A 24,837-nucleotide genomic window follows, 5' to 3' on the forward strand; every position below is an offset into this window, starting at 1 on the left:
GTGGCGTGTTTCTGGACGCCGCCGAGCGGCGACAATCGCGGCCATGAAATGGCAACGAATTCTCGCGATCCTGGGCGCCGTGGCGCTCGGTGCCGGCGCCTGGCGGGCCGGCGGCTGGCAAGGGCTGGCGCTGCTGGGCAGCGGCCTGATGCTGTGGGTGATGCTCTACTACACGCGCCTCATGACCATCATGAAACGCGCCGTCGACCGCCCCATCGGCTACGTCGGCAGCGCGGTGATGCTGAACGCCAAGCTCAAGCGCGGCCAGCCGCTGCTGACGGTGCTCGCCCTCACGCGCGCGCTGGGCCAGCGCTTGTCGGACGAAGGCGCCGAGCCGGAGGTCTACCGCTGGCGCGACCCCGGCGAGTCGCACGTGACCGCCGAGTTCGAGGGCGGCCGCCTGGCCCGCTGGCAACTGGAGCGGCCCGCCGAGGCGCCCGAAACCGGTCCTGCGCAGGCTTAGAATCGCCGTTTTCCGGCGGACCCAACGCCTGCGCCGGCGTTTCCGCGGCCCGCCCCACGCAGCCCACGAAGAGGACATGCCCATGAGCTCCCCCGCCCCCTCCATGGCCGACCGCGACGGCCAGATCTGGCTCGACGGCCAGATGGTCGACTGGCGCGACGCCAAGATCCACGTGCTGACCCACACCCTGCACTACGGCTGCGGCGCCTTCGAGGGCGTGCGCGCCTACGACACGGTGGACGGCACGGCGATCTTCCGCCTGGAGGAGCACACGCAGCGCCTCTTCAACAGCGCCAAGATCCTGCGCATGAAAATCCCCTTCACGCCCGAGCAACTGAACGAGGCGCAGAAGGAGGTCGTGCGCGCCAATGGCCTCAAGAGCTGCTACCTGCGCCCGCTGGTCTGGATCGGCTCCGAGAAGCTGGGCGTCTCGCCCAAGGGCAACACCATCCACGCCATGGTCGCGGCCTGGGAGTGGGGCGCCTACCTGGGCGAGGAGGGCATGCGGCGCGGCATCCGCGTCAAGACCAGCAGCTACACCCGCCACCACGTCAACATCACCATGACGCAGGCCAAGGCGGTGAGCAACTACAGCAACTCCATCCTGGCCAACATGGAAGCGCTGGACGACGGCTACGACGAGGCGCTGCTGCTCGACGCCGCCGGCTTCGTGAGCGAGGGCGCGGGCGAGAACATCTTCCTGGTCAAGGACGGCGTGATCCATACGCCCGACCTGTCGGCCGGCGCGCTCAACGGCATCACGCGCAACACCGTGCTGCATATCGCCAAGGACCTGGGGCTGGAGGTGGTGCAAAAGCGCATCACGCGCGACGAGGTGTACATCAGCGACGAAGCCTTCTTCACCGGCACCGCGGCCGAGGTCACGCCCATCCGCGAACTCGACCGCGTGGAGATCGGCGCCGGCCAGCGCGGCCTCGTGACCGAGAAGATCCAGAGCGCGTTCTTCGACATCGTGAACGGCCGCAACGCCAAGTACGCCAAGTGGCTGTCCAAAGTCTGAACCAGGAGCCCGCCATGAGCACCCCCGCCGCCGTCGAACTGCTGGCCAAGGACCTGACGCCCGCCGGCGAAACCTACTGCCCCAACCCCAAGGCCGGCATGCAGCTCTGGAACACGCACCCGCGCGTGTTCCTGAACCTGAGCACCGGCGAGGCCAAGTGCCCCTATTGCGGCGCGCTGTACCGGCTGAAGGCTGGCGAGGTTCTGGCCGGCGGCCACTGACCCCGCCCACCGCTACGCCGGATCCGCCGGCCGCCCGCCCGGCAGCGCCTGCAGCCACACGGCCTCCGGCTCGGTGGACAGGCGCTGGTAGACCAGCACGATGAACCACAGGCTCAGGCCGATGGCGGCATCGCGCAGGGCCGAGTTGGTGGCCACCGCGACCAGCATCGTCAGCAGCGCCACCACGCCCAGGCGTCCGCTCAGGTCGTGGCGGCGCCAAGCCGCGGGCAGGCCCGCCGCCACCAGCCACAGCAGCAGCGCCGCGCCTGGCAGGCCGGCCTGCGCGCCCATCCACAGGAAGTCGTTGTGCGGCATGTTGGAGTCGGCCAGCGCCGGCTCCACCCGCTGCTTCCACTGCGCGCTCCAGCCCCCGATGCCCCAGCCCCACAGCGGCTGCTCGCGCACCATGGCCGCCGTCTCGCTGTACATGCGAAAGCGGATGCCCCAACTGCTGCCCGGGTCCACCGCGTGGCCTTCGTAGGCGCTGGCGATTTCGTGCAGGCCCAGCGCCACGCGGTCCTTCACGCCCGGCACCAGCAGGCCGGTGCCCAGGGTCAGCGCCGCCGCGAGGGCGACGGCCAGCACCTGCTCCTGGCGCCGCGCCCGCAACTGGTGCAGCAGGCCCGCCACCCCGCAGGCCAGCAGGATCAGCCAGGCCGTGCGCGAATGCAGCACCCAGGCCAGCACCCCCAGCGCCCCCAGCGACAGCACCGCCGCGCACAGGCGCTGGCGCCCTGACAGGACCGGCATCAGCAGCAGGCCGGTGCCGGCCGCCAGGGCCATCAGCGCGGCGTTGGCCAGCGATTTGTTGCCGCCGTAGCGGACGATGCTGTCCCACGCCGCGCCGGGCGGCAGGCCCACCGTCTCGTTGAGCACCACCAGCGCCAGGCTGGCCGCCAGCCCCAGGCAGAAGCCGCGCAGCGCCCACACCGCCTCGTCGCGCGACAGCGCCAGCGCCAGCGCCAGGGTGAGGACGATGCGCAGGGCGTGCAGCGCGTTGGAGGAGGTCTCGGGGTAGGTCGGGCCAAACGCCAGGACCAGCGCCGTCCAGCCCACGAACAGCCAGGCGGGCCACCAGTTGGGGGTGCGCCGCAGGCGCGCCCCGCGCTCCGGCCAGCCGCCCTGGCACGCCATGGCCAGCGCCAGCCCCAGGAAGGCGGCGTAGTTCAAACCAATGGGGAAGAAGGCGGCCAATCCCCAGAACAGGGCCGCCCAGCGAACCAGGGGAAGCTGCGGCATGGGCGGCAATTGTAGGCGCCCCTTCCCGGTGCCCTGGCGGCTCCCGGCCGGCGTGCGGGGACGGGTCCCGAGGCAACAAAAGCCGCCTTGCGGCGGCTGAAGAGAAGGGGCGATGGTTGTTCGTGGAGGAATGCGGATCAGGCCCGGAGGGGCCCTGCCGCCGCGAATGTGTGTGACAGCAATGGGATACAACTCCACACAATCGGGCCGCAGAACACACGCCCTCATTTGCGGTAGGGTGCCGATGTATTTTGAATTACAAAGTATTCAGAATTTGTTTTTGTCCCCGCGAATCCACTTGCAGCGGCAGGCGCAGCGTGAAGCGCGCGCCGCCGCCCGCCCGGTTGTCGCAGGTGGCCTCGCCGCCGTGGCGCAGCGCGATGGAGCGCACCAGCGCCAGGCCCAGGCCGACGCCGCCCTCGCGCTCGCTGGCGCCCGGCAAGCGGTAGAACGGCTCGAAGATGCGTTCGCGCTGGCCGGGCGGCACGCCGGGGCCACGGTCGTCCACGTGCAGCACGGCCCAGCCGCCGGCGGTGCCCAGCTCGGCGCTCACCTCGCTGCCGCGGCCGGTGCGGCTGCCGTGGCGCACGGCGTTCTCCAGCAGGTTGCGCACCACGCGGCGCAGCAGCTTGGCCACGCCGGGCACCAGCACCTCGGGCGTGCCCGGCGCCACCTCGGCCGCCGCGCCGACGCGGGCGCATTCCTCGGCCAGCAGGCCGATCAGGTCCACCGGCTCCACGGTGCCCAGATCGGCCTCGCGCGCGTCCAGGCGGCTGGCCAGCAGGATTTCATCCACCAACTGATCCAGCTCGGCGATGCTGCGGGAGATTTCGTCCCGGGCGACGGACGCCGAGGGCCCGACCCATCCGCCGCTGGGCCGCCCCGAGGCGGGTGCGGCCCCCGCGGAGGGCGCCGCCGCCGGGCGCGGAGGGCCCATCAGCTCCAGCGCCATGCGGATGCGCGCCAGGGGCGAGCGCAATTCGTGCGAGGCGTTGGCCAGCAGTGACTTCTGCGACTGCAGCAGTGCCGCCTGCGAGTCCATGAGGCCCTCGATGCGCTCGGCGGCGTCGTTGAAGCGGCGCGACAGGTCGGCCACCTCGTCCTCGCCGTCGTCGGCCGGGGCGCGCACCGAGAGGTCGCCCGCGCCGAAGCGCTGCACGCTGCGCTGCAGGCCCTCCAGCCGGGTGGTGAGCCGCCGCACGATGGGGAACAGCCCCGCCGCCGTGGCCAGCCCCACCAGGGCCAGCAGCCAGAAGATGCCCGTCTGCGGGTGCAGCCAGGGCGGCGGGCTGGGCCGGCGGTCGGTGCGCGGGCCCAGCTCCATCACGAACTGCTGGCCGTTGTCGAGCGTGATGGTGAACTCCAGCGGCTCGCCCGGCCGGCTGGTGCGCAGCGACTGGCCGCTGCCGATGGGCTGGTTCCGCGGGTTGCGCAGCGTCACCTCGCGCGGCAGCGGCTGCGAGCGCCGGTCCTCCGCCCCCTGCCAGGCCCAGCCCGCCGCCAGCACGACCACGGCCACGCCGGCCAGCACGGCCAGCCAGATGCGCACGTAGAGGTGGCGGGTGAAGAGCTTGATCATCGGCGGGGCGGCGGCGCGCGGGTTCAGTCCTGCTGCTTGGCGAACACGTAGCCCACGCCGCGCACCGTGAGGATGCGCTTCGGGCTCTTCGGGTCGGCCTCGATGGCGGCGCGGATGCGGCCCATGTGCACGTCGATGGAGCGGTCGAACGCCTCCAGCTCGCGCCCGCGCACCGCCTCCATGATCTGGTCGCGCGTCAGCACGCGGCCGGCGCGCTCGGCCAGGGTCACCAGCAGGTCGAACTGGTAGCTGGTCAGCTCGCGCGCCTGTCCCTCGACGGTGACGATGCGCGCGTCGCGGTCGATCTCCAGCGCGCCGAAGCGCATCAGCTTGTGCTCGGGCGCGGCGCCGGGCTGGCGGCGGCGCAGCACGGCGCGGATGCGCGCCAGCAGCTCGCGCGGCTCGAAGGGCTTGGGCAGGTAGTCGTCGGCGCCCAGCTCCAGGCCGATGATGCGGTCCATCGGGTCGCCCTTGGCGGTGAGCATCAGCACCGGCACGCGCGCCATCTCGCCCGGCAGCGCGCGGAGGCGGCGGCAGACCTCCAGCCCGTCGATGTCGGGCAGCATCAGGTCGAGGATGACCAGCTCGACTGGCGCGTCCTGCACCGCCGCCAGGCCGGCCTCGCCGTCGGCCGCGTGCGTCACGGCGAAGCCGGACTGCGACAGGTACTCGCCGACCATGGCGGCCAGCCGCCCGTCGTCCTCGATCATCAGCAGTCGGGGTGTGCTCATTCCATATCCTCCAGACCATGCGCCATGGCGTTCAAGTTCTCAGGGGCGCGTCAGGCCCGCCCGCATGGTGGCCGCGATCGGCCAGCGGCGCTTGTCGCCCCGGTAAAGATACGTAAACGCGTCGTCGGCATGGGCCGGAGGTCCACGGTGATTTATTGGTAAAAAATGTCGGTAGCCCGCATGGATATTGCGCGAACAGCTATTAAAACAGTAGTTACCGCCGCAGCCGCGTGAACGCCTCGAACTCCCAGCAGCGCATCGCCAGCACCAGGGTGTAGCCCTCGACCTCGGCGGCCTTGAGTTTCTGGTCCGTCTGGTGCTGCTGCGCGAAGTCCTGCGCCAGGCGCTGCAGGCGCTCCACGAACGCCGGCGCCAGCGCGCGGCTGATGCTGCCGTGCACCAGTTGCAGGTGCTCGCCCGCGCCGTCGAAGCCACCGCCGAAATAGTCCAGCACCACGTGCTCGCGGAAGTACTGCATCACCGGCCCGTGCGGGCGCCAGCGGAAGGTCTTGGCCACCTTCAGGCGGTAGCGGTTGAGGGTCTTGAGTTCGATGATGCCGATGCGGTCGAGCTGCGCCAGGTACTTGATCACCTCCGCGTCGGTCAGCCGGTAGGCAGCGGTCATCTGCTCCAGCGTCCAGCCGCTCAGCACGTTGATGGCCACCAGCAGCAGCTTATCGTCCTGCACTACGGCGCGCTCCTGTTCGGCCGTCAGCTCCTTCAGCAGCGGCTGCGCGTCGGCCACGCGCCGCGCCAGCTCGGCGAAGTCGATCCTGAGCGCGCGGCAGATGGCGTCCACGCGCGACAGCGGCATGTCGCCCCGCGCCAGCATGCGCTTGACGCTGGACTCGGCCAGGCCCAGCGCCCGCGCCAGGTCGGCGTAGGTCATCTGGGCGCTTTTCAGCTCCTTCTTGACGGCGGCGACGAGGTCGGCGGTGGTGCTCATGGGTTTATTAGAGCATCGCCTGGCGATACCCGGGGTGGCGGGGCACGGGCCAGGGCGCGGAATCCGCCCCGCCCGCGCGGCGCGCAGCCGGCACAATGCGCGCACCCGATCCGACGAGCCCCGCCACCATGTCCCAGCCCTCCGACGCGCCCAACCAGTTCGTCCTGCTGCGCCAGCGCCGCTTCGCGCCCTTCTTCTGGACGCAGTTCTCCGGCGCGGCCAACGACAACCTGTTCAAGTTCGCTTTCACCGTGATGGTGACCTACCAGCTCAGCGTCGGCTGGCTGCCGCCGGCCATGGCGGGGCTGGTGATCGGGGCGCTGTTCATCCTGCCCTTTTTGCTGTTCTCGGCCACCAGCGGGCAGTTGACCGACAAGTTCGAGAAGACGGCCATGATCCGCTTCGTGAAGAACCTGGAGATCGCCATCATGGCGCTGGCGGCCTGGGGCTTCATCGCCGCCCACGTGCCGGTGCTGCTGGGCTGCGTGTTCCTGATGGGGCTGCATTCCACGCTGTTCGGGCCGGTCAAGTTCGCCTACCTGCCGCAGGTGCTGCATGAGCGCGAGCTGACCGGCGGCAACGGCATGGTGGAGATGGGCACCTTCGTCGCCATCCTGCTGGGCAACGTGGTGGGCGGCCTTCTGGTGGCCATGCCCAGCGTGGGGCATGCGGCGGTAGCTATCGCTTGTGTAGCACTGGCGGTGCTGGGACGGGTGATCTCGCAGTTCATCCCGCGCGCCCCGGCCACCGACCCGGGCCTGGTCATCAACTGGAACCCGGTCAGCGAGACCTGGCGCAACCTGAAGCTGGCGCACGGCAACCTGGTCGTCTTCCGCTCGCTGCTGGGCATCTCGTGGATGTGGTTCTTCGGCGCCGTGTTCCTGTCCAACTTCCCGGCCTTCGCCAAGGAGGTGCTGCACGGCAACGAGCAGGTGGCCTCGCTGCTGCTGGTGGTGTTCTCGGTCGGCATCGGCGCCGGGGCGCTGCTGTGCGAGCGCTTCTCGCGCCACCACGTCGAGATCGGCCTGGTGCCGCTGGGCGCCATCGGCATGACGGTGTTCGCGGTGGATTTGTACTTCGCCTCGCGCGGGCTGCCGCCGCACGCCGGGCACACGCTGGGCAGCTTCCTCGCGCAGCCGGCGCACTGGCGCGTGATGGCCGACCTGCTGCTGCTCAGCCTGTTCGCCGGCCTGTACAGCGTGCCCATGTACGCGCTGATCCAGTTGCGCAGCGCGCCCACGCACCGCGCGCGCATCATCGCCGCCAACAACATCCTCAACGCGCTGTTCATGATCGCCAGCAGCGTCATCGCCGGCACGCTGCTGAAGGCGGGCTTCAGCATCCCGCGGATCTTCCTGGCGGTGGGGCTGGCCAACGCGGTGGTGGGCTTCTACATCTTCCTGCTGGTGCCCGAGTACCTGCTGCGCTTCATCGCCTGGGCGGCCTCGCGCGGGGTGTACCGTTACCGCGTCGTGGGCGACGAGCACATTCCCGCCACCGGCCCGGCCGTGCTGGTGGCCAACCACGTCAGCTTCGTCGATGCCGTGCTGCTGATGGCCGCCAGCCCGCGCCCCATCCGCTTCGTGATGGACCACCGCATCTTCAAGGTGCCGGTGCTCGGCTGGGTCTTCCGGCTCGCCAGGTGCATCCCCATCGCGCCGCAGAAGGAAGACCCGGCGGCCTACCAGCGCGCCTTCGACGCGGCCGCCAAGGTGCTGCGCGAGGGGGACCTGCTGGGCATCTTCCCGGAAGGCGGCATCACCCGCGACGGCCAGTTGCAGCCTTTCAAGGGTGGCGTGATGAAGATCCTGGAGCAGGCCCGCGCCGACGGCCTGCACGTGCCCGTGGTGCCGATGGCGCTGACCAACCTGTGGGGCTCGTACTTCAGCCGCATCGAGCAGGGCGGCGCGATGGTGCGGCCGTTCCGGCGCGGCCTGTTCAACCGCGTGGGGCTGAACGTGGGCGAGGCGATGCCGGCGGCGCGGGCCACGCCCGAGGGGCTGCGGGCGCGGGTGGCGGAGCTGATGGCGGGGTGAGGCGCCCCCCAAGGCACGCCCTCCCATAATTGGAGGCATGCTCCCCACCAACGAAGCCTTCTCGCGCGTCAGGATCGACGCCCAGCTCAAGGACCAGGGCTGGGACGTGCTGGACACCAGCGCCGTCCGCTTCGAGGTGGTGCTGCCCGACAGAACCAAGGCCGACTACGTGCTGTGCGACCGCCACGGCCGCGCGCTGGCCGTGGTGGAGGCCAAGCGCGCCGCCATCAACCCGGCCGAGGCCGAGGCGCAGGCCCGGGCCTACGCCCAGCAACTGAACGTGCCCTGCATCTTCCTCGCCAACGGCGAGGAAATCCGTTTCTGGGATTGGCGGCGCGACGCCTTCCCGCGCCCCGTCAAGACCTTCTTCTCGCAACCTGACCTGGAGCGCCGCGCCGCCACCGTGCAGGTGCGGCGCGACCCGCTCGCCGTGCCCATCGACCGGCGCATCGCCAGCCGCGACTACCAGATCGACTGCATCGACACCCTCTGCCGCGCCATCGCCACCGGCCAGCGCAAACTGCTGGTCGAAATGGCCACCGGCACCGGCAAGACACGCACCGCCGCCGCTCTCATCCAGCGCCTGTTCGAGGCCGGCGCCGTCACCCGCGTGCTGTTCCTCGTCGACCGCATCCCGCTCGCGCGGCAGACCGAGGACGCCTTCGCCGAGCACCTGCCGGGCATCCCTGCCTACGTGCTGCGCGCCGGGCGGCGCTTCCAGGACGAGAAGCGCATCACCATCACCACGCTGCAGAGCATGGTCAACATCTTCCGCGACTACTCGGCCGGCTACTTCGACCTGGTTATCTCCGACGAATGCCACCGCTCCATCTACGGCAAGTGGAGCGGCGTGCTCAAGCACTTCGACGGCATCCAGATCGGCCTGACGGCCACGCCCTGCGTCGCCAACGTCGAAGACCTGGGCGACGCCGAAGACGCGCTGTTCGTGCGCGACACGCTGCGCTTCTTCGAGGTGGACCGGCCTACCTTCAGCTACCGGCTCAAGGACGCCATCCGCGACGGCACCCTCGTCCCCTACCAGATCTACAAGGCCAAGACCGTCAAGACCGCCGCCGAGGGCGGCTTCGAGGTGCAACGCGATGAATTGGACTGGTCCGCCATGGATGCCGCCACCCACGCCGAGCTGGAGCAGGCGTTCGGCGACCGCAAGAGCCTCACCATCGACCCCGCCGCGCTGGAGCGCCGGTTCACCATCCCCGAGCGCAACCGCGCCATCGTGCGCGAGTTCCGCCAGGTGCTGACCCACGGCTACACCGACGCGCGCGGCATGCTGCGCAAACCGCTGATCGGCAAGACCATCGTCTTCGCCGTCAACAAGCGGCATGCCGAGACACTGGCGCGACTGTTCGACGCCGCCTTCGCCGACTGCAAGCCCTCGCCCGACGTGCGCTATGCTGACTACGTGGTCTCCGGCACCGGGCCTCAGGACAGCGCCGACGGCATGACCAGGATCAAGCGCTTCAAGAAAGAGCCGTTCCCGCAAATCCTGGTCTCGGTGAACATGCTCGACACGGGCTTCGACTGCCCCGAGGTCGTCAACCTCGTCTTCGCCCGCTTCACCCGCTCCGCCATCCTCTACCAGCAGATGCGCGGGCGCGGCACCCGCAAGGCCAGGGGCAAGCCCGTCTTCACCCTGTTCGACTTCGTGGGCGTGACCGACTACCACGGCGACGACGACGGCATGGCCGAAGGCGGCCTCGTCATGGAGCGCCCCCGCCGCCAACGGCACGAGCCGCGCCGCCTGCTGTCGCTCGACATCGACGACCACATCGACCCCGCCACCCGCGCCTGGATCACCGTGGACGAAGACGGCAACCTGGTCTTCCCCGAAGCGTCGGAACAGTGCCGCGCCGACGTCGGCGCGCGCTTCGAGGGTTGGTGGCTGGCGCGCGAAGACCAGCTCACCCCCGACCAGCAGCGCTGGCTGCTCACCATCGGCAGCCAGTTGCGCGCCAACGCCGACGTCTGGGACGAATTCACGCCCGGCCACTTCGCCTTTGCGCCCTTCACCCTCATGGGCGGGCTGCCCGAGGCCTTGCGCGTGTTTGGCGGTGAGGATCGGCTGGACGAACTGCTGGCCAGCCTGAGCGCCGCCGTGTTCCCGGCCCAGGGCGGCGGCCCCGCCGATGGCGCCGCCAGCCAGCCCGCCGCGTGGCAATGATCCTAGAAACGGCAGTTGACCGCTCGCCATCTTCAGGAAAAGCCGCATGGGTGCTGACTTTCGCTGCTTCGATGACCTTCACCTCTTGGGTGAGCGCGCTACGCGCCCGCCAGCACCGCGCTCGCCGCGCCATGCGGCGTTGCTCGTCCTTGTGGGCATCAGCCTGCCGCGTCCTCGCCCTTGCAGGGCGCGGCCCAGCCAGAGGCTGGGCCTGTTCGCGCCGTCCAAAGGCGCGCAGGCGCCTTTGGAGCCGCGGCGCTCACCCTTGCCTGCCACGCCGATCACGGCACTGGCGGGCGCGTTCAACTGCCGTTTCTAGGATGATCCGGGCAGGCCGGCCCTGGAGCCCCAAGGCCACCGCGCCTTGCGCCTGCCCTCGTCGCTGAAAGCCATGCTAGGCGCGCGCAATGGTGGCAGCGCAACCCTTGTTGGTTTGATACCGAAAACAGTATGATTTGAGTTAATTCAAGTACCGATGCAGGAGCGTCCATGAACACCCTGACCATTGCCGAGATCAAGCGCTGCGGCATGGCCGCCATCGAGGAGGGGCTACGGCACGGCCCGGTGCACATCGTCAAGCGCAACAAGCTGGCGGCCGTCGTGCTGTCCGAGGAGGACTACCAGCGCCTGGCCTCGGGGCAGCCGCAGGCCCGGCCGGGCATGACGGCCTTGCAGTGGCTGCTGGCGCAGCCGGCGGCCGGCACGCGCAACCGCAAGGACATCGATGCCGCCCTGGCCCAGGAGCGTGCCTGGTGATCGTCTTCTTCGATGCCAGCGCACTGATCTATGTGCTGGAGGGCCAGCCCTCATTCGCCGAGCGCGTGCGCGCGCAACTGGCCGCGCTTGAACAGGCGCACCCCGGCCTGCAGGCAGCCATCAGCCGCTTGTCGTGGCTGGAATGCCGGGTCGGCCCCATGAAGGCCAATGACGCCGCAACGCTGGCGTTGTTCGATGCGTTCTTCGCCCGGCCCGACCTGGTGTGGGTGGAATTGAGCCGTGAGGTGGTGGAACTGGCGGCGGCCATCCGCGTGCGGCATGGCCTGCTCACCCCCGATGCATTGCAGGCCGCCTGCTGCCTGCAACTGGGGCCGCGGCATGTGCTGCTGACGGGGGATGCGGCCTTTCGGCGCGTCGCGGGGCTCAATGTGACCGTGCTGGCCCAGCGTGCGCCGCCGCAATAGTCAAAAATCATAGCTGCCCACGCTTGCTACACGCCGACAAAACGCCTATTTCATTCAAATATTCGCCATCCCCATGCCCCTCACCCCCGACATGCGCCGCGATGTCGAACAGATACGCAACTACCTGTTCGGCGGCGGCTACCCCGACCCGGTGAGCAACGCCGAGCAGTTGTCCTTCCTGTTCTTCTTCTACCTCGTCGAAGGCATCGACGCCGAAAACCAGGCCCGCGCCAAGGTTCTCAAGCAGCCCTACGACAGCCTGTTCGTGGGCACCCGCACGCTGCGCAACCTGCAAAACGCCACCACGCCCGGCCAGACCACCGTGCCGTGCGAGCGCTTCCGCTGGTCCGTGTGGGCCAACCTGTCCGGCGAACCACTGGTGCGCTGGGTGCGCGATGAAGTCTTCCCCTTCTTCGCCGACGTGGCCGGTGAATCCGCCGTCAACTTCATGCACGGCGCGCGCCTCGTCATCGACGAACCCACCGTGCTCACCCAGGTCGTCACCCTGGTCGATGGCCTGCGCCTGGACCGCGCCGACGCCGACACCAAGGGCGACCTGTTCGAGCACGTGCTCAAGCAGATCAAGCAGGCCGGCGAGCTGGGCCAGTTCCGCACCCCGCGCCACGTCATCCGCGCCATCGTCGAGATCATCGACCCCAAGATTGGCGAAACCGTCTACGACCCGGCGGCCGGCACCGCCGGCTTCCTCGTCGCCGCGTACAACCACATCCGCCTGGCCAACTCGTCGCCCGGCGGCACGCAATCCGTCGAGCTGGACGGCAAGACCTTGGCGCGCGGCCTGGGCGACAAGCTGTCGGCGGCGCAAACATCCGTGCTGCACAACCAGACCTTCTTCGGCAACGACGTGGACCCGAAGATGGTGCGCCTGGCCACCATGAACCTCACCCTGCGCGGCCTGCCCAACGTGCGCATCCTGCTGCGCAACGTGCTCACCACCACGCTGGACGGCGAACGCAAGGCCGAACTGGGCCTGCCCGAGGGCGGCTACCACGTCGTGCTGGCCAACCCGCCCTTCTCGGGCCGCGTGGACCGCGACCGCATCGTCGATGACGTGAAGGTCGGCACCACCACCGCCACCGAACTGCTGTTCCTCAAATACATGATGGACAGCCTCCAGAACCCGACCAACCCGCGCACCGGCGCGGGGGGCGGCCGCTGCGGCGTCATCGTGCCCGAGGGCGTGTTCTTCGGCTCCACCGGCGCGCATAAGGAGTTGCGCCGCCAGTTGATGGAGAACAACCGCGTCGAAGCCGTGCTGAGCCTGCCCGGCGGCGTGTTCCAGCCCTACAGCGGCGTGAAAACGTCGGTGCTGTTCTTCCGCAAGGGCGGCAGCACCCAGCACGTGATGTTCCTGCACGCCGACAACGACGGCTACAAGCTCGACGCCAACCACGACCAGCCCATCGAGCGCGACGACCTGCCCGGCCTGGTGGCCGCGTACCGCGACCGCGCGGTCCACCTGGCTGATTGGGAAGCGCGCGACCCCCAGGCCGAATGGACGGCGCCCTGGTGGTTCGCCGACGCGGCCACCCTGCGCGCCAACGACTTCAGCCTGTCCGCTGGCCGCTACCGGCCCATGAGCCAGGCGCAGGTGGCGCACCAGGACCCGCGTGAACTGCTGGCCGAGCTGGCGGCGATCGAGGCGGAGATCGCGCAGGAGGTGGAGGCGTTGCGGGTGGCGTTGGGTGGGGTGGCATGACCAGCGCGATGCGTCTTGCAGACGTTGTGATCACGACAACGGGTAGCCGGAATCCAGCAAAGAAACCGAATGAGGAGTTTGTCTATGTGGACGTCGCAGCCATAGACAACGAAGTAAAAAGCATCACCGGCGCGAAGCGCATGACGGGTGCAGAAGCGCCAAGTCGTGCCCGTAAAGTCTTGCGCACCGGTGACGTTCTCGTTTCCACGGTGAGACCCAATCTCAATGCGGTGGCACTGGTACCGGAAGCGCTCGACGATCAGATCGCCAGTACCGGCTTCTGCGTGCTGCGTGCGAAAGAAGAGGTGGTGTTACCGAAGTACCTTTTCTACTTTGTGCGTTCCAGACGATTTATCGATGAGCTCACTAAGCTGGTGTCCGGCGCTCTCTATCCAGCAGTCACAGATCGCCAAGTGCTGGAGCAGCGTATTCCAGTTGTGCCACTTGAAGAGCAGCGCCGCATCGTCGATCTCCTTGCCCGCGCCGAGGGCATCATGAGCCTGCGCCGCGAGGCCCAAACCAAGGCCCAAGCCATCATCCCCGCGCTTTTCCTCGACATGTTCGGCGACCCGGTGACGAATCCGAAGGGGTGGCCGATCACGCCGCTGTCCGAGGTTGCGCAAGTGATCTCCGGCATCGCCAAGGGCCGCAAGCTGGCGGCCGGCGAAGGGATCGAACTGCCGTATATGCGCGTCGCCAACGTGAAGGACGGCTACCTGGACCTTGGCGAGGTCAAGACCATCGAGATCAAGCACACCGAAGTGGACAAACTGCTGATCCAGCCCGGCGATCTGCTCATGACCGAAGGCGGTGACCCCGACAAGCTGGGCCGTGCCGCGCTCTGGTCGGGTGAAATCGACCGCTGCGTTCACCAGAACCACGTCTTCAAGGTGCGCAGCGACCGCAGCCGAGTGCTGCCCTCCTATCTGCGCGCCCTCGCCAGCAGCACCTACGGCAAGGCTTACTTCCTGAGCGTGGCGAAAAAGACGACAGGGATCGCGTCGATCAACAAAACGCAGTTGAGTGCGTTTCCGGTCGTGTTGCCGCCGCCGTTGGAACAGGTGGCTTTTACGGATCGGGCCGCTTCCATCGCCGCAATCGTGCTCCAACAAACCGCAGCCCTCAAGAAGGTCGAAGCCACTTTTCAGGCGCTCCTGGCGCGCGCATTCAACAAGGGTGGTTATGAGTGAACCTAGAAACGGCAGTTGACCGCTTGCCACCCTCGGGAAAGCCGCGTGAGCATTGACCTCGACGGCTTCGATGACCTTCACCTTTCGGGTGAGAGCGCTACGCACCCGCCAGCACCGCGCTCGCCGCGCCATGCGGCGTTGCTCCTCCTTGCGCACAACAGTGCGCCGCGTCGTCTCCCTTGCAGGGCGCGGGCCGTCCAGAGGCCGGCCCCGTTCACGCCGTCCACAGGCGCGCAGGCGCCTGTGGAGCCGCGGCGTTCACCCTTGCCTGCCACGCCAATCACGGCACTGGCGGGCGCGTTCAACTGCCGTTTCTAGGGTGAAATAGGTCTCTATCCGGCTTGTATAAGGCATAAACAGCTATCCAATGAATAGCGCATGCGGTCGTGGCACCCAGCAACTGGTCACCTCGGTAGTTCAGCGGTCTGTTGGCCCATCACCATCTATGCGAGCAACCCGTTGGCAGTGGCCCATGTGACCCAATCGACGGCCTCACTGGTCACGATCTCCGGCGTGGCATCCAATCCCATTCGATCCGGAAACAGGATGAGGTTGTCGCAGGCCCATCTGGCGCAAGGTGCAATCAGGCCGTCACAGCCGAGGAATTCGACCGCCGCGCCGATCTCCTGCGTGCGCGGCAGGTTAACGTCGGTATAGGCGCTTTCCGGCACGCCCAGTGTCGGCAGGTCGGCCCTGACCAGTCTCAGGGTTCGATGCGCCATCACGCGCAGCTTGTGCAGCATGACGGGCTTCGTGGGGCGAGGGTAGAGCTGACCCCAGTGGAACGAGATCTCGGAAGGTTTCCTTTGGAAACGCATCCAGCCGGTCGAGCAGGTCGGTGTCGTGGATCATCCTGCTGCCCGAACCTCACAGATGCACGCCATCGAGCAACTGGTTCACCGAGGCCAGGACTTCGTCGACACGGCCCTGCTGGATCAACTCGGCGGGCACCTGGTCGTTCAAAAGGCGCTGGCGGGCGAACAGCCACAACCGTGCATCGCGTGGCTCATAGATGTCGGCGAGCTTGTCGATGACGAACTCCAGTTCGAGAAGCTGCTTTTCAGTGCTGGCGTGCGGCAGCGCCTTGCCTTTGTTCCATCGGGAAACGGTTTCGGGCCGCACGTTCAAGACGTTCGCCACATCGGATGAACGCATGGCGCCCTTGCTTTGGATGGCTTCCAGGCGGCGCGCAATCGCATTGCTCATGGCATGCCTCCGTGGGTAGGCACGTGATTCATGGCGGCGGGTTTGTCAACGCATGTCCGAAAGGCCTCGTAGCTCAAGGCCAGAGAGTAATGAAGTTGAACGTGACTGGCGCCCCGGCGCTCCAGTGCAGTACGTAGCGCATTGGCCAGTGCAATGTCGATAGCTAGCCAAGGGTCATCGGCTCCCGATATCAAATGCGTAGGAGCGATCACCTGTGTGAAACCGTGGGAGATCGCGAAATTCGCGATGTCTTCAGCCATCTGCCGCTGTTGAAACACAGAAGCTAAGTCAGTTAAGGAATGAGGTCTCTTCTTCGACCAAGGAAGACCATCCATGTTCTTGGCATAGCCGCCGATCGTGGCCATGGCCTGGGTCTGTGGGTCGAGCACAGCATCCAGGCCGCGTTCCAGCACGAGTGAGAGCAGTTCCTGTTGCTGTCCGACGCGCTTAGCCTCGAAAACGACTCCAGTAAACGCGGCTGCGCCTGAGGTGATGAAGCTCAGTAGATCCTTCTGATCTATGCGCCCTGCACGGATGTACAGCCCGAGAGGGTCTGGAGCCAAGCGGACGAGACGGAGAGTTGGGGCGGGCATGGCAAGCCTTAAGGATGATCCGACTCCACTATACTGCTTTAAATAGCGTTATGACAAGACATTTAAATTGACATTTTGGATGCGCCTGCTGATCTCTGGATGCGCTCCAAGTAGGCAAATGACCGACGATGACCGAAATCCATGGGGCGAGTCAGCCGGCCTCGTCAAGCCGCACGCGACCGGTTGGTACTCTGTGCTGAACGACAGCCGGCAGCTTTTCGCCTCGCGCTACCGCCTGACCTTGCCCAGCGAGGAAGAATTGCAGCGCGAACTGCAACGCGAGCCCGCCCTGATCGAGGATCAGGCGCGCTGACCGCGTTTCGCGAGCAAGGTGCGTGCAGCCCAGCGGTCTTGAGAGTCGCCAGCAGGGCTTTCAACCAGCGTCTTCAGCCAGCGCCGTTCAGGCGCCGCAGAAGGTCTCGCTCGCCTGGATGGGCGCCAGGCGCCGCGCCACCTGCGCACGGCAGGTGGTCACCGGGTTCAGCAGCGGCGCGCTGGCCCAGTCGCCGCCCCGGGGGCTGCGCGCCCACAGGCGGCGCGTGGCGCGGGCGCGCCAGCTTTCCAGGCGCTCGCCCAGCATCAGGCTGCCGGTGAGCAGGCGCCGGCCGGCGCGCGGCAACGTCAGCGCGGGCGTGATCGTGATTTCCAGCGTGCGGTTCACGGCGGGCGCGGGCTGCCCCACGGCCGGCCGCAGCGCCGCGCGCAGCGCGGTGCCGATGCGCTCCAGCGCGTCGCGCGCGCTGCGCAGCACGCCGTCGAAGTTGACGAAGCCGTGGAACTGGCCGGGGTAGTGCAGCAGTTCGACGGGCACGGCGGCCTCGCGCAGCAGCTGGGTGTAGCCCAGGCCGTCGTCGCGGATGGGGTCGAACCCGGCCGTCAGCACCAGCGCGGGCGGCAGGCCCGCCAGTTGGGGGTTGAGCGCGGGCGAGACCCAAGGGTCGGCCAGGTGGTCGGCGTCGCGCTCGCGCAGGATGTCGTGGATGGAATCAATGCCGTCGGACGTGAGCAGGTAGCCCGCGGCGTTCTCCTGCTTGGACGGGAATTCCACGCTCAGGTTGGTGGCCGGGTACACCAGCACCTGCAGGCGCAGCGCCGGGCCGCCCTGTTCGGTGCAGCGCTGGGACACGGCGGCGGCCAGGTTGCCACCGGCCGAGTCGCCGCCCACCGCCAGGCGCGCGCCGTCGATGCCCAGCGTGTGGCCTTCGCGCGCCAGCCACTCGACGGCGGCCAGGCAGTCGGCGCGGCCGGCGTAGAGGTCGTGCTCGGGCGCCAGCCGGTAGCGCACCGACACCACCACCACGCCGCTGACGCGGGCGATGTGGCGGCACACGGCATCGGCCGTCGTCAGGCCGCCGATCATGAACGCACCGCCATGGAACCAGATGAAGGCGGGCGACGCATCGGCGGCGGCCGCCGCCGGCCGGTACACACGCGCCTCGATGTCGCCGTGCGGCCCCGGGATCCAGACGTTGCGCACCTCCGCCACCGCGTCGGCGCGGCCCAGCGCGCGCGCCGAGATTTCCCAGCCCTTGCGCTGCGCGCGCAGGGTGTCGTGGGTGATGGTGCCGCGCCGCGCGAGGTTCAGCACGCCCAGCAGCGCCTCGGACTCGCCGTCCAGTTGGTCGGCGCGCAGGCGCGTGGGCAGGCCGGGCGTGCCGGTGGGCGTGGGGGCCGTCAAAAGGCGAAGGTCGGGGGTGGGCTGGGACACGGTGCACTGCATGAAGAAATGGAAGACCGCCGAGTGTGGCCCAGCCCACCCCCGCCCGAGGGCGGCGGCGCACGTTTTCGCTTCAGGAAAAACCCTGGCCCCTCGCGTGCCGGGGCACGGCGTTCAGGCCGCTGCCGCCGGGCCGCCCGCGGCGGCCAGGTGGCGCGCGGTGCCGTCGCGCGCCACCGCCACCGAGCCCAGCGCGCGCCCGTCGCCGTCCAGCACCACGCCGAAGCTCATCTCGACGTACAGCTTGCGCCCGTCGCGGTGCGTGGCGCGCGTGGTGCGCACGTCGGTGCCGCCGCGCGTGGCGCCGGCCGCCAGCGTGCGGTCGTAGGCGGCCCAGTGCGCGGCGCGCAGGCGCTCGGGGATGATCAGGTCCAGGCTCTGGCCCAGCGCCTCGGCGGCCGAAAAGCCGAACAGCGCGGCGGCGCCAGCGTTCCACACGCGGATCAGGCCGGCGTCGTCGGCGTAGATCAGCGCGTCGGGCACGCCGGCGGCGATGCCGGCCCAGGGAATGACGTCGGGCGGTGCGGTGGGATTCATGGCGGGTCTCGCTTTCTGCTGCCGGGGGCAGCGGGGTCAGGGGCGGGGTCGGCGGCGGGCATGCTGAAGCCCTCGCGCAGGGACCGCAGCTCGGTGTCGTGCAGGCTGGCCAGGCGCTCCACCAGCGCGCGGCCGGCGGGCGTCAGGTGCACCTCGACCAGGCGCTGGTCGCCCCGGCTGGCGCGGCGCTCGACCCAGCCGGCCGCCTCGCAGCGCGTCACCAGCGCCACCACGCCGTGCGGCTGGGCCTGCAGCCGCTCGGCCAGCTCGGCCAGGCTGGCCCACTGCCGGCCCGGAAAGCCGCGCAGCTGCAGCAGCAGCAGGTACTGCTGCGCGGTGCAGCCGTGGGCGTGCGCCAGCGCCTCGCTGGCGCGCAGGAAGCGCCGCAGCTGGTAGCGGAAGTCGGCCAGCCGTTCGATCTCGGACTGGGACAGGCGGCGCGTGGACATGGGCGATTTATATCATGACGTGATACATTGATCCGGTCCTGCCACGGAGCCCATCATGATCACCACCGCCCTGACCCGCCTGTTCGGCCTGGACCACCCCATCGTGCTGGCGCCCATGGGCGGCGTGGCCGGCGGCGCGCTGGCGGCGGCGGTGTCCAACGCCGGCGGGCTGGGGCTGGTGGGCGGCGGCTACGGCGATGCGGATTGGCTGCGCACCGAGCTGAACGCGGTGCGCCGTGCCACCACGCGGCCGTGGGGCGCGGGCCTGATCACCTGGTCGGCCAGCCGCGCGGTGCTGGACCAGGTGCTGGCCGCCAGGCCGCACGCGGTGCTGCTGTCCTTCGGCGACCCGCGTCCTCATGGCGCACTGATCAAGGCCGCCGGCTGCAAGCTGATCTGCCAGGTGCAGGACCTGGCCGGCGCCGACCTGGTGGTGGCGCAGGGCGCCGAGGGCGGCGGCCACGGCGCGCTGCGCGCCACGCTGCCGCTGGTGCCCACCGTGGTGGACGCGCTGGCGCCGCTGCCGGTGCTGGCCGCTGGCGGGATCGCCGACGGGCGCGGCGTGGCGGCGGCGCTGATGCTGGGCGCGCAGGGCGCGCTGGTGGGCACGCGCTTCCATGCCTGCGACGAGGCGCTGGGCTCGCTCCGCGCGCGCCAGTGCATCGTGCAGGCCAGCGGCGACGAGACGGCGCGCACCCGCGTGTTCGACGTCGTGCGCGGCCTGGACTGGCCCGCGCTCTACACCGGCCGCGCGCTGCGCAACGGCTTCATGGCGCGCTGGCAGGGCGACGAGGCCGGGCTGGCGCGGGACGTGTCCCGGCAGCGCGAGGCGTTCCAGGCCGCGCAGCGGGACGAGGACTTCGACACCGCCATGGTCTGGGCCGGCGAGGCGGTGGACCTGATCGATGACGTGGCGCCGGCGGCGCACGTCGTCGAGCGGCTGGCGCGGGACGCCTAGCGCTGTCTGCGCGCGGGCGCGCTGCTGTGCACCTGAGCGCGCCGGGCGGACAATCGCGTCTTCTGCCCGCCGCCATGGACCCCCCCGCCCGCCAGCCGACCCTGTTCATTCCCCACGGCGCCGGCCCGTGCTTCTTCATGGACTGGAACCCGCCCGGTGCCTGGGACAAGACGGCCGAGTTCCTGCGCGGCATTCCGGCCAGCCTGCCGGCGCGGCCCCGGGCCATCGTGCTCGTCTCCGGCCACTGGCTGGCGCCGCGGCCCACCGTGACCAGTGGCGCGCGCCCCGGCCTGATCCACGACTACGGCGGCTTTCCGCCCCACACCTACCAGTTGCGCTACGACGCCTCCGGCGCGCCCCAGGTGGCCGCGCGCGTGGCGCGGTTGCTGGCCGGCGCCGGCCTGCCCGCCGTGCAGGACGCCCAGCGCGGCTGGGACCACGGCGTGTTCATCCCGCTGAAGGTGGCCTTTCCCGACGCCGACGTGCCCGTGGTGCAGCTCTCGCTGCTGCACGGCCTGGATGCCGCCGCGCACATCGCCCTGGGCCGCGCGCTGGCGCCGCTGCGAGACGAAGGCGTGCTGATCGTCGGCAGCGGCATGAGCTACCACAACATGCGCGGCTACGGCGACCCGCGCTCGACGCCCGTCAGCGCTGAATTCGACCGCTGGCTGACCGAGACCGTCGCTCTGCCCGCGCCCGAGCGCGACGCGCGGCTGGCCGACTGGGCCACGGCCAGCGGCCCGGCCGGGCGCCTGTCGCACCCGCCGCGCGCCGAGGAGCACCTGCTGCCGCTGCACGTGGCCGCCGGCGCGGCGGGCGAGGACGTGGGGCGCCAAGTGTTCTCCGACCGGGTGATGGAGACGGTGATCTCGGCCTTCCGCTTCGACTGACGCGGCCTGGCGGTCGCGGGGCCCGGAATCGAAGGGCTTTGGGGCTTTTGCCGGTGCCCCTATTGAATCCATGGCTCTCTATTTAATAGCGTCAGGCAAAGAACGGCGAAACGCCGAAAAGTATCGTCCTGGGATACTCATAGGCCAGCCGGTCGCCACCAGAGCCGAAATCCGACTCTGCCGGCCCGCCTCGCCGCCAGACTCGCGTTCCATGTTAAACACCACGACATCGAACGCCATGCAAAACCTCATCCGCCGCGACTCCAAGCCCTGGCAACTGCAAGTGTGGGCCTCCTTCGGCATCGCCGTTACCCTGTGCGTCACCGGCCTGGCCTACCTGCCGGGGCAGGACCTGGACCGCGCCTTCATGGTCATGGGCTACCTGTTCTGCCTGACCAGCGCCTTCGTGCTGTCCAAGTTCGTGCGCGACGGCGAGGCGGCCCGCGCCGACGGCCGCGCGGCCGACACGCCCATGTTCCGCTGGGTGGTCTGGGGCGGCTTCGCGCTGGCCATGGCGCTCACCGCCTGGGGCCTGCTGCGCATGGACGTCAACCCGACCTACAAGGTCTTCCTGGGCGTGAGCTGGCTCTACCTCATCACCGGCGCCTTCACGCTGGCCAAGCTGCTGCGCGACCGCCAGGAAGCCGACCTGCTCGAAGCCCAACTGCGCGGCCGCCGCGAGGCCCGCGCCGGGCAGGAGTGAGGGACAAATCGGGGATTGCTGAACAGGGGTTGATACACTTGCATTTTTCCCTCAAGATTGCCGGATGAACCTCGCTTGCCCACGTTGCACCTTGACCGATCAGGTGGTCAAGAATGGCCGCAGCCGCCACGGCCACCAGCGCTGGCGCTGCAAGGGCTGCGCGCTGACCTTCGGCGAGCGCGATCACCGGCTCATTGACCCGGCGATCAAGCAAAGCGCTTTGCGCCATTACGCCGAAGGCGTGGGCCTGCGGGCCACCGAGCGGCTGGTGGGGCCCAGTCACAACACCATCATCGGCTGGGTGCGCCAGGAGGTTGCTGGTCAGGCGCTGGCGCGCCTGGATGCGGCGCAGGTGCAGTACGTCGAGGCCGATGAGCTGTGGAGCTACGTGGGTTCAAAAAAGACCAATTTGGCTGTGGTGGGCTATTGATCGCACTTCCTGCCGAATTCTCGGCTGGGCGCTGGGCGATCGTGACACCCGAGCAGCCCGAGCGCTGGGCGCGCAGATTCCTCAAGGCCCTCACATCCAGTACTGCCCGACCACTGGCGCTGCTACGCAGCCATCTTCCCCGCCGGGCAGCACACCCAAGGCAAGGCGCACACGCACATCATCGAGAGCATGAACAACAAGCTGCGCTGCTATCTGGCGCGGCTGCGCCGCAAGACGCACTGCTACTCCAAGAGCGCGCTCAACCTGCGCGACTCGCTGCTGTTTGTGTGGCAGCGCAAGTTCGGCCACGCGCTGGCGCCCCAGGCCGGCGAGATCACATGCCGGCGGCTCTGGGATGTTGAGATATCAATACCTATTTAGCAATCCCACAAATCGCCCAGAAACCCGCATGCAACAAGCGCCAAATGCTATTGAAACAGGAGTAACCACCATGACCAAACCAGAACCCTCGATCGGCGCGCTGCGCCGCGCCACCGCCGCCGTGCTGGCCGCCTGCGCCGTGCTGGCCGCCGGCCACGCCCAGGCGCAGAGCGAGGCGTCGGCCGCGCTGTCGATGCTGCCCGTGGCCTCGGTCGTCGGCACCGCCTCGGTGGCCGGCGCGGCGGCCAGCAGCGTGGTGGCGATCCCCATCGCGCTGGCCGTCGGCGGCGCGGTGCTGACGGTGAAGGCCGTCGAGGCCTCGGCGCGCGGCACCTTGCTCGTGCTGGAGCGCGCCAGCGACGGCGCGGCGGCCAGTGTCGAGATCGCCGGCCACATGGCCAGCGCAGCGGCGCTGTCGGCGGGCGCGGTGGTGACGACGGCGGTGATCGCCTCGGGCGTCATCCTGTCGGCGGCGGGCGAGGCCATCGCCTTCATCCCCAACGCCGTCGGCCGCGCGCTGCTTTACAACGAACGGATGATGTGAAAGGGCGATCATGACGATTCGATTTGCTATCGTTGCCATAGTGGCTGGCGCGGCACTGGCGGGGGCTGGCGCCGCAAATGCCGGCCGCCGATGCGATGCCAGGCCGCCCGCGCCGCAGGCCGTCGAGCGCGGCATGCAACTGGCCCAGCAGACCGCCGCCGCGCTGGACGCCGCGCACGCCCGGGACGGCACGCGCGTGGTGCTGCTGGCGCGCGCCGGGCAGGACCTGACGAAGTACGGCCAGCACTGGTCGCACGTCGGCTGGGCCTACCGCGGCGCCGAGGGGCCGTGGCGCGTGGTGCACAAGCTCAACGAATGCGGCACCGACCGCTCGGTGCTGATGCGCCAGGGCCTGGGCGAGTTCTTCCTGGACGACCCGTGGCGCTACGAGGCCGCCTGGGTCGCGCCGCCGCCCGCGCTGCAGCAGGCGCTGTGGCCGCTGCTGCAGGACAACCGCCGCGCGGGCACGCTGCACCAGCCGCGCTACAGCATGGTCAGCTACGCCTGGGGCACGCGCTACCAGCAGTCCAACCAGTGGGCCATCGAGACGCTGGCGCTGGCGGCCGAGCCGGGCTTGGCGCGGCGCGAGCAGGCCCAGGCCTGGCTGCGGCTGAAGGACTACCGCCCGGCCACGCTGCGCATCGGCGCGCTCACCCGCCTTGGCGGGCGCATGACGGCGGGCAACGTGGCCTTCGATGACCACCCCGACGCGCAGCGCTTCGCCGACCGCATCGAGACCGTGACCGCCGATTCGGTGCTGGAATGGCTGCCGCGCGCGCTGCAGGCGGCGCCGGCACAGCGGCTGGCGCTGTGACAATGCGCGACGCATGCATCTGACTGGAGAGAGGTATGAGCAAGTCCCTGCGACTGTCCGAGAAATGGTTCCGCCGCGGCCTGTGGCTGGTGGCGCTGATGTTCGCCGGGTTCCTGATCGGGCTGGGCGGCACCGTCGTCGGCGACCTGCCGCAGGTCGAGCACGTGCGCCAGCTCGACGACTTCATCGACCGCGCCGCGGCCGACCCCCTGCGCGCCACCGTCAAGGCGGCGGAGGACGCCGAGCGGCAGGCCCAGCGCGCGCTGGAGCAGATCGAGCTGCAGCAGGACGCCGCGCGGCAGGCCAACGCCAGCGCGCGCGAGGCCTTCGGCAACTGGCTCGCCACGCGCCGCGCCACCGAGCAGCCCGACCAGGACGCCGAGCTGATCGCTCGCACCCGCGCGCTCGACGGCCTCAAGCAGAAGGAGGACGAGGCGCGCCAGAAGGCCGAGGCGCAGCGCCAGATCGTGCTGGACGCCCGGCAAGGCGCGCAGCGGGCGCGCGAGTCGCTGTCGGTGCTGGAGGCCGACGCGCGGGAGAAGCTGGCCGCCGAGTACCGCCGCGTGGAGCTGCGCGTGTTCGGCTACCGGCTGGCGCTGACCCTGCCGCTGCTGGTGGCGGCGGGCTGGCTGTTCGCCAGGAAGCGGCGCGGCACCTGGTGGCCCTTCGTCTGGGGCTTCATCCTGTTCGCGCTGTTCGCCTTCTTCGTCGAGCTGGTGCCCTACCTGCCCAGCTACGGCGGCTACGTGCGCTACGCGGTCGGCATCGTGGTGACGGTGCTGGTGGGGCGCTGGGCCATCGTCGCGCTCAACCGCTACCTGGCGCGCCAGCAGGCGGCCGAGGCGCAGCCCGACACCGTGCGGCGCCAGGAGCTGTCCTACGACACCGCGCTGGCACGGCTGGCCAAGGGCGTGTGCCCCGGCTGCGAGCGGCCGGTGGATTTGAAGAACGCGGAGATCGATTTCTGCCCGCACTGCGGCATCGGCCTGTTCGACCACTGCCGCCAATGCGACGCGCGCAAGAGCGCGTTCTCGAAGTTCTGCCACGCGTGCGGCACCACGGCGTCGCCCGCCGAGCCGCTGCCCGCTGCTTGAGTTCAGCCCGCC

28 protein-coding genes are annotated in these 24,837 nt (G+C 69.4%); 18 read left to right on the plus strand and 10 right to left on the minus strand.

Going from position 1 to position 24,837, the window contains the following annotated elements:
- Window positions 1-43: 43 nt before the first annotated feature.
- The 3 genes from IPG65_RS08000 (at window position 44) to IPG65_RS08010 (ending at window position 1,705) form a co-directional block, all read left to right on the plus strand.
- Entirely contained in the window at window positions 44-463 is a 420-nt protein-coding gene (locus tag IPG65_RS08000) for a glycerate kinase (RefSeq protein WP_293188700.1), read from the plus strand.
- An 82-nt stretch (window positions 464-545) separates the two neighbouring features.
- On the plus strand, window positions 546-1,484 hold the full coding sequence (locus tag IPG65_RS08005) for a branched-chain amino acid transaminase (protein ID WP_293188701.1): 939 nt from the start codon (window positions 546-548) through the stop codon (window positions 1,482-1,484).
- A gap of 14 nt (window positions 1,485-1,498) precedes the next feature.
- On the plus strand, window positions 1,499-1,705 hold the full coding sequence (locus IPG65_RS08010; RefSeq protein ID WP_293188702.1) for a zinc-finger domain-containing protein: 207 nt from the start codon (window positions 1,499-1,501) through the stop codon (window positions 1,703-1,705).
- 12 nt (window positions 1,706-1,717) lie between these two features.
- On the opposite strand, the gene IPG65_RS08015 is transcribed toward IPG65_RS08010, so the two are convergent.
- From IPG65_RS08015 to IPG65_RS08030, 4 genes are all read right to left on the minus strand, one after another.
- The gene (locus IPG65_RS08015; RefSeq protein ID WP_293188703.1) at window positions 1,718-2,944 is read right to left on the minus strand and encodes an O-antigen ligase; all 1,227 of its coding nucleotides are present in this window, start codon (window positions 2,942-2,944) and stop codon (window positions 1,718-1,720) included.
- Between the two features lie 256 nt (window positions 2,945-3,200).
- Complete coding sequence (locus tag IPG65_RS08020) at window positions 3,201-4,523, minus strand: HAMP domain-containing sensor histidine kinase (protein WP_293188704.1); 1,323 nt, start codon at window positions 4,521-4,523, stop codon at window positions 3,201-3,203.
- 23 nt (window positions 4,524-4,546) lie between these two features.
- Window positions 4,547-5,254, minus strand: coding sequence for a response regulator transcription factor (locus IPG65_RS08025; protein WP_293188705.1), 708 nt, complete (start codon window positions 5,252-5,254; stop codon window positions 4,547-4,549).
- 214 nt (window positions 5,255-5,468) lie between these two features.
- Entirely contained in the window at window positions 5,469-6,200 is a 732-nt protein-coding gene (locus IPG65_RS08030) for a helix-turn-helix transcriptional regulator (protein WP_293188706.1), read from the minus strand.
- A 128-nt stretch (window positions 6,201-6,328) separates the two neighbouring features.
- On the opposite strand from IPG65_RS08030, the gene IPG65_RS08035 reads away from it, so the two are divergent.
- The 6 genes from IPG65_RS08035 to IPG65_RS08060 all read left to right on the plus strand — a co-directional run bounded on the left by IPG65_RS08035 (window position 6,329) and on the right by IPG65_RS08060 (window position 14,509).
- Window positions 6,329-8,236, plus strand: coding sequence for an MFS transporter (locus IPG65_RS08035; RefSeq protein WP_293188707.1), 1,908 nt, complete (start codon window positions 6,329-6,331; stop codon window positions 8,234-8,236).
- Window positions 8,237-8,273: 37 nt separating this feature from the next.
- Complete coding sequence (locus IPG65_RS08040) at window positions 8,274-10,418, plus strand: DEAD/DEAH box helicase family protein (RefSeq protein ID WP_293188708.1); 2,145 nt, start codon at window positions 8,274-8,276, stop codon at window positions 10,416-10,418.
- A gap of 489 nt (window positions 10,419-10,907) precedes the next feature.
- Entirely contained in the window at window positions 10,908-11,174 is a 267-nt protein-coding gene (locus tag IPG65_RS08045) for a hypothetical protein (RefSeq protein ID WP_293188709.1), read from the plus strand.
- On the plus strand, window positions 11,171-11,599 hold the full coding sequence (locus tag IPG65_RS08050; protein ID WP_293188710.1) for a type II toxin-antitoxin system VapC family toxin: 429 nt from the start codon (window positions 11,171-11,173) through the stop codon (window positions 11,597-11,599). Before IPG65_RS08045 ends, IPG65_RS08050 begins: the two co-directional genes overlap by 4 nt.
- Window positions 11,600-11,672: 73 nt before the next feature.
- Window positions 11,673-13,319 carry a class I SAM-dependent DNA methyltransferase gene (locus IPG65_RS08055; RefSeq protein ID WP_293188711.1) on the plus strand — a complete coding sequence of 549 codons (1,647 nt, stop codon included), beginning with the start codon at window positions 11,673-11,675 and terminating at the stop codon, window positions 13,317-13,319.
- Window positions 13,316-14,509, plus strand: a complete 1,194-nt coding sequence (locus tag IPG65_RS08060; RefSeq protein WP_293188712.1) for a restriction endonuclease subunit S — start codon at window positions 13,316-13,318, stop codon at window positions 14,507-14,509. Before IPG65_RS08055 ends, IPG65_RS08060 begins: the two co-directional genes overlap by 4 nt.
- 443 nt (window positions 14,510-14,952) lie before the next feature.
- Here the strand turns inward: IPG65_RS08060 and IPG65_RS08065 are convergent, their stop codons facing one another.
- The 3 genes from IPG65_RS08065 to IPG65_RS08075 are packed head-to-tail and all read right to left on the minus strand — an operon-like array spanning window position 14,953 to window position 16,308.
- Window positions 14,953-15,327: an RES domain-containing protein gene (locus IPG65_RS08065; protein ID WP_293188713.1), complete on the minus strand. Its 375-nt coding sequence runs from the start codon at window positions 15,325-15,327 to the stop codon at window positions 14,953-14,955.
- 49 nt (window positions 15,328-15,376) lie between these two features.
- Window positions 15,377-15,715, minus strand: coding sequence for a hypothetical protein (locus tag IPG65_RS08070; RefSeq protein ID WP_293188714.1), 339 nt, complete (start codon window positions 15,713-15,715; stop codon window positions 15,377-15,379).
- Window positions 15,712-16,308, minus strand: coding sequence for a hypothetical protein (locus IPG65_RS08075; RefSeq protein ID WP_293188715.1), 597 nt, complete (start codon window positions 16,306-16,308; stop codon window positions 15,712-15,714). Before IPG65_RS08075 ends, IPG65_RS08070 begins: the two co-directional genes overlap by 4 nt.
- A 118-nt stretch (window positions 16,309-16,426) precedes the next feature.
- On the opposite strand from IPG65_RS08075, the gene IPG65_RS08080 reads away from it, so the two are divergent.
- Window positions 16,427-16,621 (plus strand): hypothetical protein, encoded by a 195-nt coding sequence (locus IPG65_RS08080; RefSeq protein WP_293188716.1) that lies wholly within the window; start codon window positions 16,427-16,429, stop codon window positions 16,619-16,621.
- A gap of 87 nt (window positions 16,622-16,708) precedes the next feature.
- On the opposite strand, the gene IPG65_RS08085 is transcribed toward IPG65_RS08080, so the two are convergent.
- The 3 genes from IPG65_RS08085 to IPG65_RS08095 form a co-directional block, all read right to left on the minus strand.
- Complete coding sequence (locus tag IPG65_RS08085; protein WP_293188717.1) at window positions 16,709-18,016, minus strand: alpha/beta hydrolase; 1,308 nt, start codon at window positions 18,014-18,016, stop codon at window positions 16,709-16,711.
- Between the two features lie 123 nt (window positions 18,017-18,139).
- Window positions 18,140-18,562 carry a PAS domain S-box protein gene (locus tag IPG65_RS08090; RefSeq protein WP_293188718.1) on the minus strand — a complete coding sequence of 141 codons (423 nt, stop codon included), beginning with the start codon at window positions 18,560-18,562 and terminating at the stop codon, window positions 18,140-18,142.
- Complete coding sequence (locus IPG65_RS08095; RefSeq protein WP_293188719.1) at window positions 18,559-19,011, minus strand: MarR family transcriptional regulator; 453 nt, start codon at window positions 19,009-19,011, stop codon at window positions 18,559-18,561. The genes IPG65_RS08090 and IPG65_RS08095 overlap by 4 nt, the downstream gene beginning before the upstream one ends.
- 55 nt (window positions 19,012-19,066) lie before the next feature.
- Between IPG65_RS08095 and IPG65_RS08100 the strand changes: the two genes are divergently transcribed.
- From IPG65_RS08100 to IPG65_RS08135, 8 genes are all read left to right on the plus strand, one after another.
- A complete protein-coding gene (locus IPG65_RS08100) occupies window positions 19,067-19,969 on the plus strand; it encodes a nitronate monooxygenase (RefSeq protein WP_293188720.1) in 903 nt (300 codons plus the stop codon).
- A gap of 74 nt (window positions 19,970-20,043) precedes the next feature.
- A complete protein-coding gene (locus tag IPG65_RS08105) occupies window positions 20,044-20,859 on the plus strand; it encodes a class III extradiol ring-cleavage dioxygenase (protein WP_293188721.1) in 816 nt (271 codons plus the stop codon).
- Window positions 20,860-21,097: 238 nt separating this feature from the next.
- Window positions 21,098-21,562 carry a YiaA/YiaB family inner membrane protein gene (locus IPG65_RS08110; RefSeq protein WP_293188722.1) on the plus strand — a complete coding sequence of 155 codons (465 nt, stop codon included), beginning with the start codon at window positions 21,098-21,100 and terminating at the stop codon, window positions 21,560-21,562.
- Between the two features lie 64 nt (window positions 21,563-21,626).
- The gene (locus tag IPG65_RS08115) at window positions 21,627-21,992 is read left to right on the plus strand and encodes an IS1 family transposase (RefSeq protein ID WP_293188723.1); all 366 of its coding nucleotides are present in this window, start codon (window positions 21,627-21,629) and stop codon (window positions 21,990-21,992) included.
- Window positions 21,993-22,094: 102 nt separating this feature from the next.
- Window positions 22,095-22,373: an IS1 family transposase gene (locus IPG65_RS08120; protein WP_293190000.1), complete on the plus strand. Its 279-nt coding sequence runs from the start codon at window positions 22,095-22,097 to the stop codon at window positions 22,371-22,373.
- Window positions 22,374-22,443: 70 nt separating this feature from the next.
- Entirely contained in the window at window positions 22,444-22,917 is a 474-nt protein-coding gene (locus IPG65_RS08125) for a hypothetical protein (RefSeq protein WP_293188724.1), read from the plus strand.
- 10 nt (window positions 22,918-22,927) lie between these two features.
- Complete coding sequence (locus IPG65_RS08130; RefSeq protein ID WP_293188725.1) at window positions 22,928-23,731, plus strand: DUF2145 domain-containing protein; 804 nt, start codon at window positions 22,928-22,930, stop codon at window positions 23,729-23,731.
- Between the two features lie 35 nt (window positions 23,732-23,766).
- A complete protein-coding gene (locus IPG65_RS08135) occupies window positions 23,767-24,825 on the plus strand; it encodes a serine endopeptidase (RefSeq protein WP_293188726.1) in 1,059 nt (352 codons plus the stop codon).
- The last annotated feature ends 12 nt before the right edge of the window (window positions 24,826-24,837 follow it).

This window comes from Ottowia sp., from assembly GCF_016703145.1.
Classification (GTDB): domain Bacteria; phylum Pseudomonadota; class Gammaproteobacteria; order Burkholderiales; family Burkholderiaceae_C; genus Ottowia.

What these genes read in the sequence shown, in the direction of transcription:
- IPG65_RS08020 (WP_293188704.1), bottom strand. Translation starts at nt 4,523, where the DNA reads ATGATCAAGCTCTTCACCCGCCACCTCTACGTGCGCATCTGGCTGGCC.
- IPG65_RS08040 (WP_293188708.1), top strand. Translation starts at nt 8,274, where the DNA reads ATGCTCCCCACCAACGAAGCCTTCTCGCGCGTCAGGATCGACGCCCAG.
- IPG65_RS08070 (WP_293188714.1), bottom strand. Translation starts at nt 15,715, where the DNA reads ATGAGCAATGCGATTGCGCGCCGCCTGGAAGCCATCCAAAGCAAGGGC.
- IPG65_RS08025 (WP_293188705.1), bottom strand. Translation starts at nt 5,254, where the DNA reads ATGAGCACACCCCGACTGCTGATGATCGAGGACGACGGGCGGCTGGCC.
- IPG65_RS08130 (WP_293188725.1), top strand. Translation starts at nt 22,928, where the DNA reads ATGACGATTCGATTTGCTATCGTTGCCATAGTGGCTGGCGCGGCACTG.
- IPG65_RS08035 (WP_293188707.1), top strand. Translation starts at nt 6,329, where the DNA reads ATGTCCCAGCCCTCCGACGCGCCCAACCAGTTCGTCCTGCTGCGCCAG.
- IPG65_RS08000 (WP_293188700.1), top strand. Translation starts at nt 44, where the DNA reads ATGAAATGGCAACGAATTCTCGCGATCCTGGGCGCCGTGGCGCTCGGT.
- IPG65_RS08005 (WP_293188701.1), top strand. Translation starts at nt 546, where the DNA reads ATGAGCTCCCCCGCCCCCTCCATGGCCGACCGCGACGGCCAGATCTGG.
- IPG65_RS08045 (WP_293188709.1), top strand. Translation starts at nt 10,908, where the DNA reads ATGAACACCCTGACCATTGCCGAGATCAAGCGCTGCGGCATGGCCGCC.
- IPG65_RS08105 (WP_293188721.1), top strand. Translation starts at nt 20,044, where the DNA reads ATGGACCCCCCCGCCCGCCAGCCGACCCTGTTCATTCCCCACGGCGCC.
- IPG65_RS08110 (WP_293188722.1), top strand. Translation starts at nt 21,098, where the DNA reads ATGCAAAACCTCATCCGCCGCGACTCCAAGCCCTGGCAACTGCAAGTG.
- IPG65_RS08015 (WP_293188703.1), bottom strand. Translation starts at nt 2,944, where the DNA reads ATGCCGCAGCTTCCCCTGGTTCGCTGGGCGGCCCTGTTCTGGGGATTG.
- IPG65_RS08065 (WP_293188713.1), bottom strand. Translation starts at nt 15,327, where the DNA reads ATGCGTTTCCAAAGGAAACCTTCCGAGATCTCGTTCCACTGGGGTCAG.
- IPG65_RS08060 (WP_293188712.1), top strand. Translation starts at nt 13,316, where the DNA reads ATGACCAGCGCGATGCGTCTTGCAGACGTTGTGATCACGACAACGGGT.
- IPG65_RS08135 (WP_293188726.1), top strand. Translation starts at nt 23,767, where the DNA reads ATGAGCAAGTCCCTGCGACTGTCCGAGAAATGGTTCCGCCGCGGCCTG.
- IPG65_RS08075 (WP_293188715.1), bottom strand. Translation starts at nt 16,308, where the DNA reads ATGCCCGCCCCAACTCTCCGTCTCGTCCGCTTGGCTCCAGACCCTCTC.
- IPG65_RS08095 (WP_293188719.1), bottom strand. Translation starts at nt 19,011, where the DNA reads ATGTCCACGCGCCGCCTGTCCCAGTCCGAGATCGAACGGCTGGCCGAC.
- IPG65_RS08100 (WP_293188720.1), top strand. Translation starts at nt 19,067, where the DNA reads ATGATCACCACCGCCCTGACCCGCCTGTTCGGCCTGGACCACCCCATC.
- IPG65_RS08080 (WP_293188716.1), top strand. Translation starts at nt 16,427, where the DNA reads ATGACCGACGATGACCGAAATCCATGGGGCGAGTCAGCCGGCCTCGTC.
- IPG65_RS08030 (WP_293188706.1), bottom strand. Translation starts at nt 6,200, where the DNA reads ATGAGCACCACCGCCGACCTCGTCGCCGCCGTCAAGAAGGAGCTGAAA.
- IPG65_RS08125 (WP_293188724.1), top strand. Translation starts at nt 22,444, where the DNA reads ATGACCAAACCAGAACCCTCGATCGGCGCGCTGCGCCGCGCCACCGCC.
- IPG65_RS08090 (WP_293188718.1), bottom strand. Translation starts at nt 18,562, where the DNA reads ATGAATCCCACCGCACCGCCCGACGTCATTCCCTGGGCCGGCATCGCC.
- IPG65_RS08055 (WP_293188711.1), top strand. Translation starts at nt 11,673, where the DNA reads ATGCCCCTCACCCCCGACATGCGCCGCGATGTCGAACAGATACGCAAC.
- IPG65_RS08010 (WP_293188702.1), top strand. Translation starts at nt 1,499, where the DNA reads ATGAGCACCCCCGCCGCCGTCGAACTGCTGGCCAAGGACCTGACGCCC.
- IPG65_RS08115 (WP_293188723.1), top strand. Translation starts at nt 21,627, where the DNA reads ATGAACCTCGCTTGCCCACGTTGCACCTTGACCGATCAGGTGGTCAAG.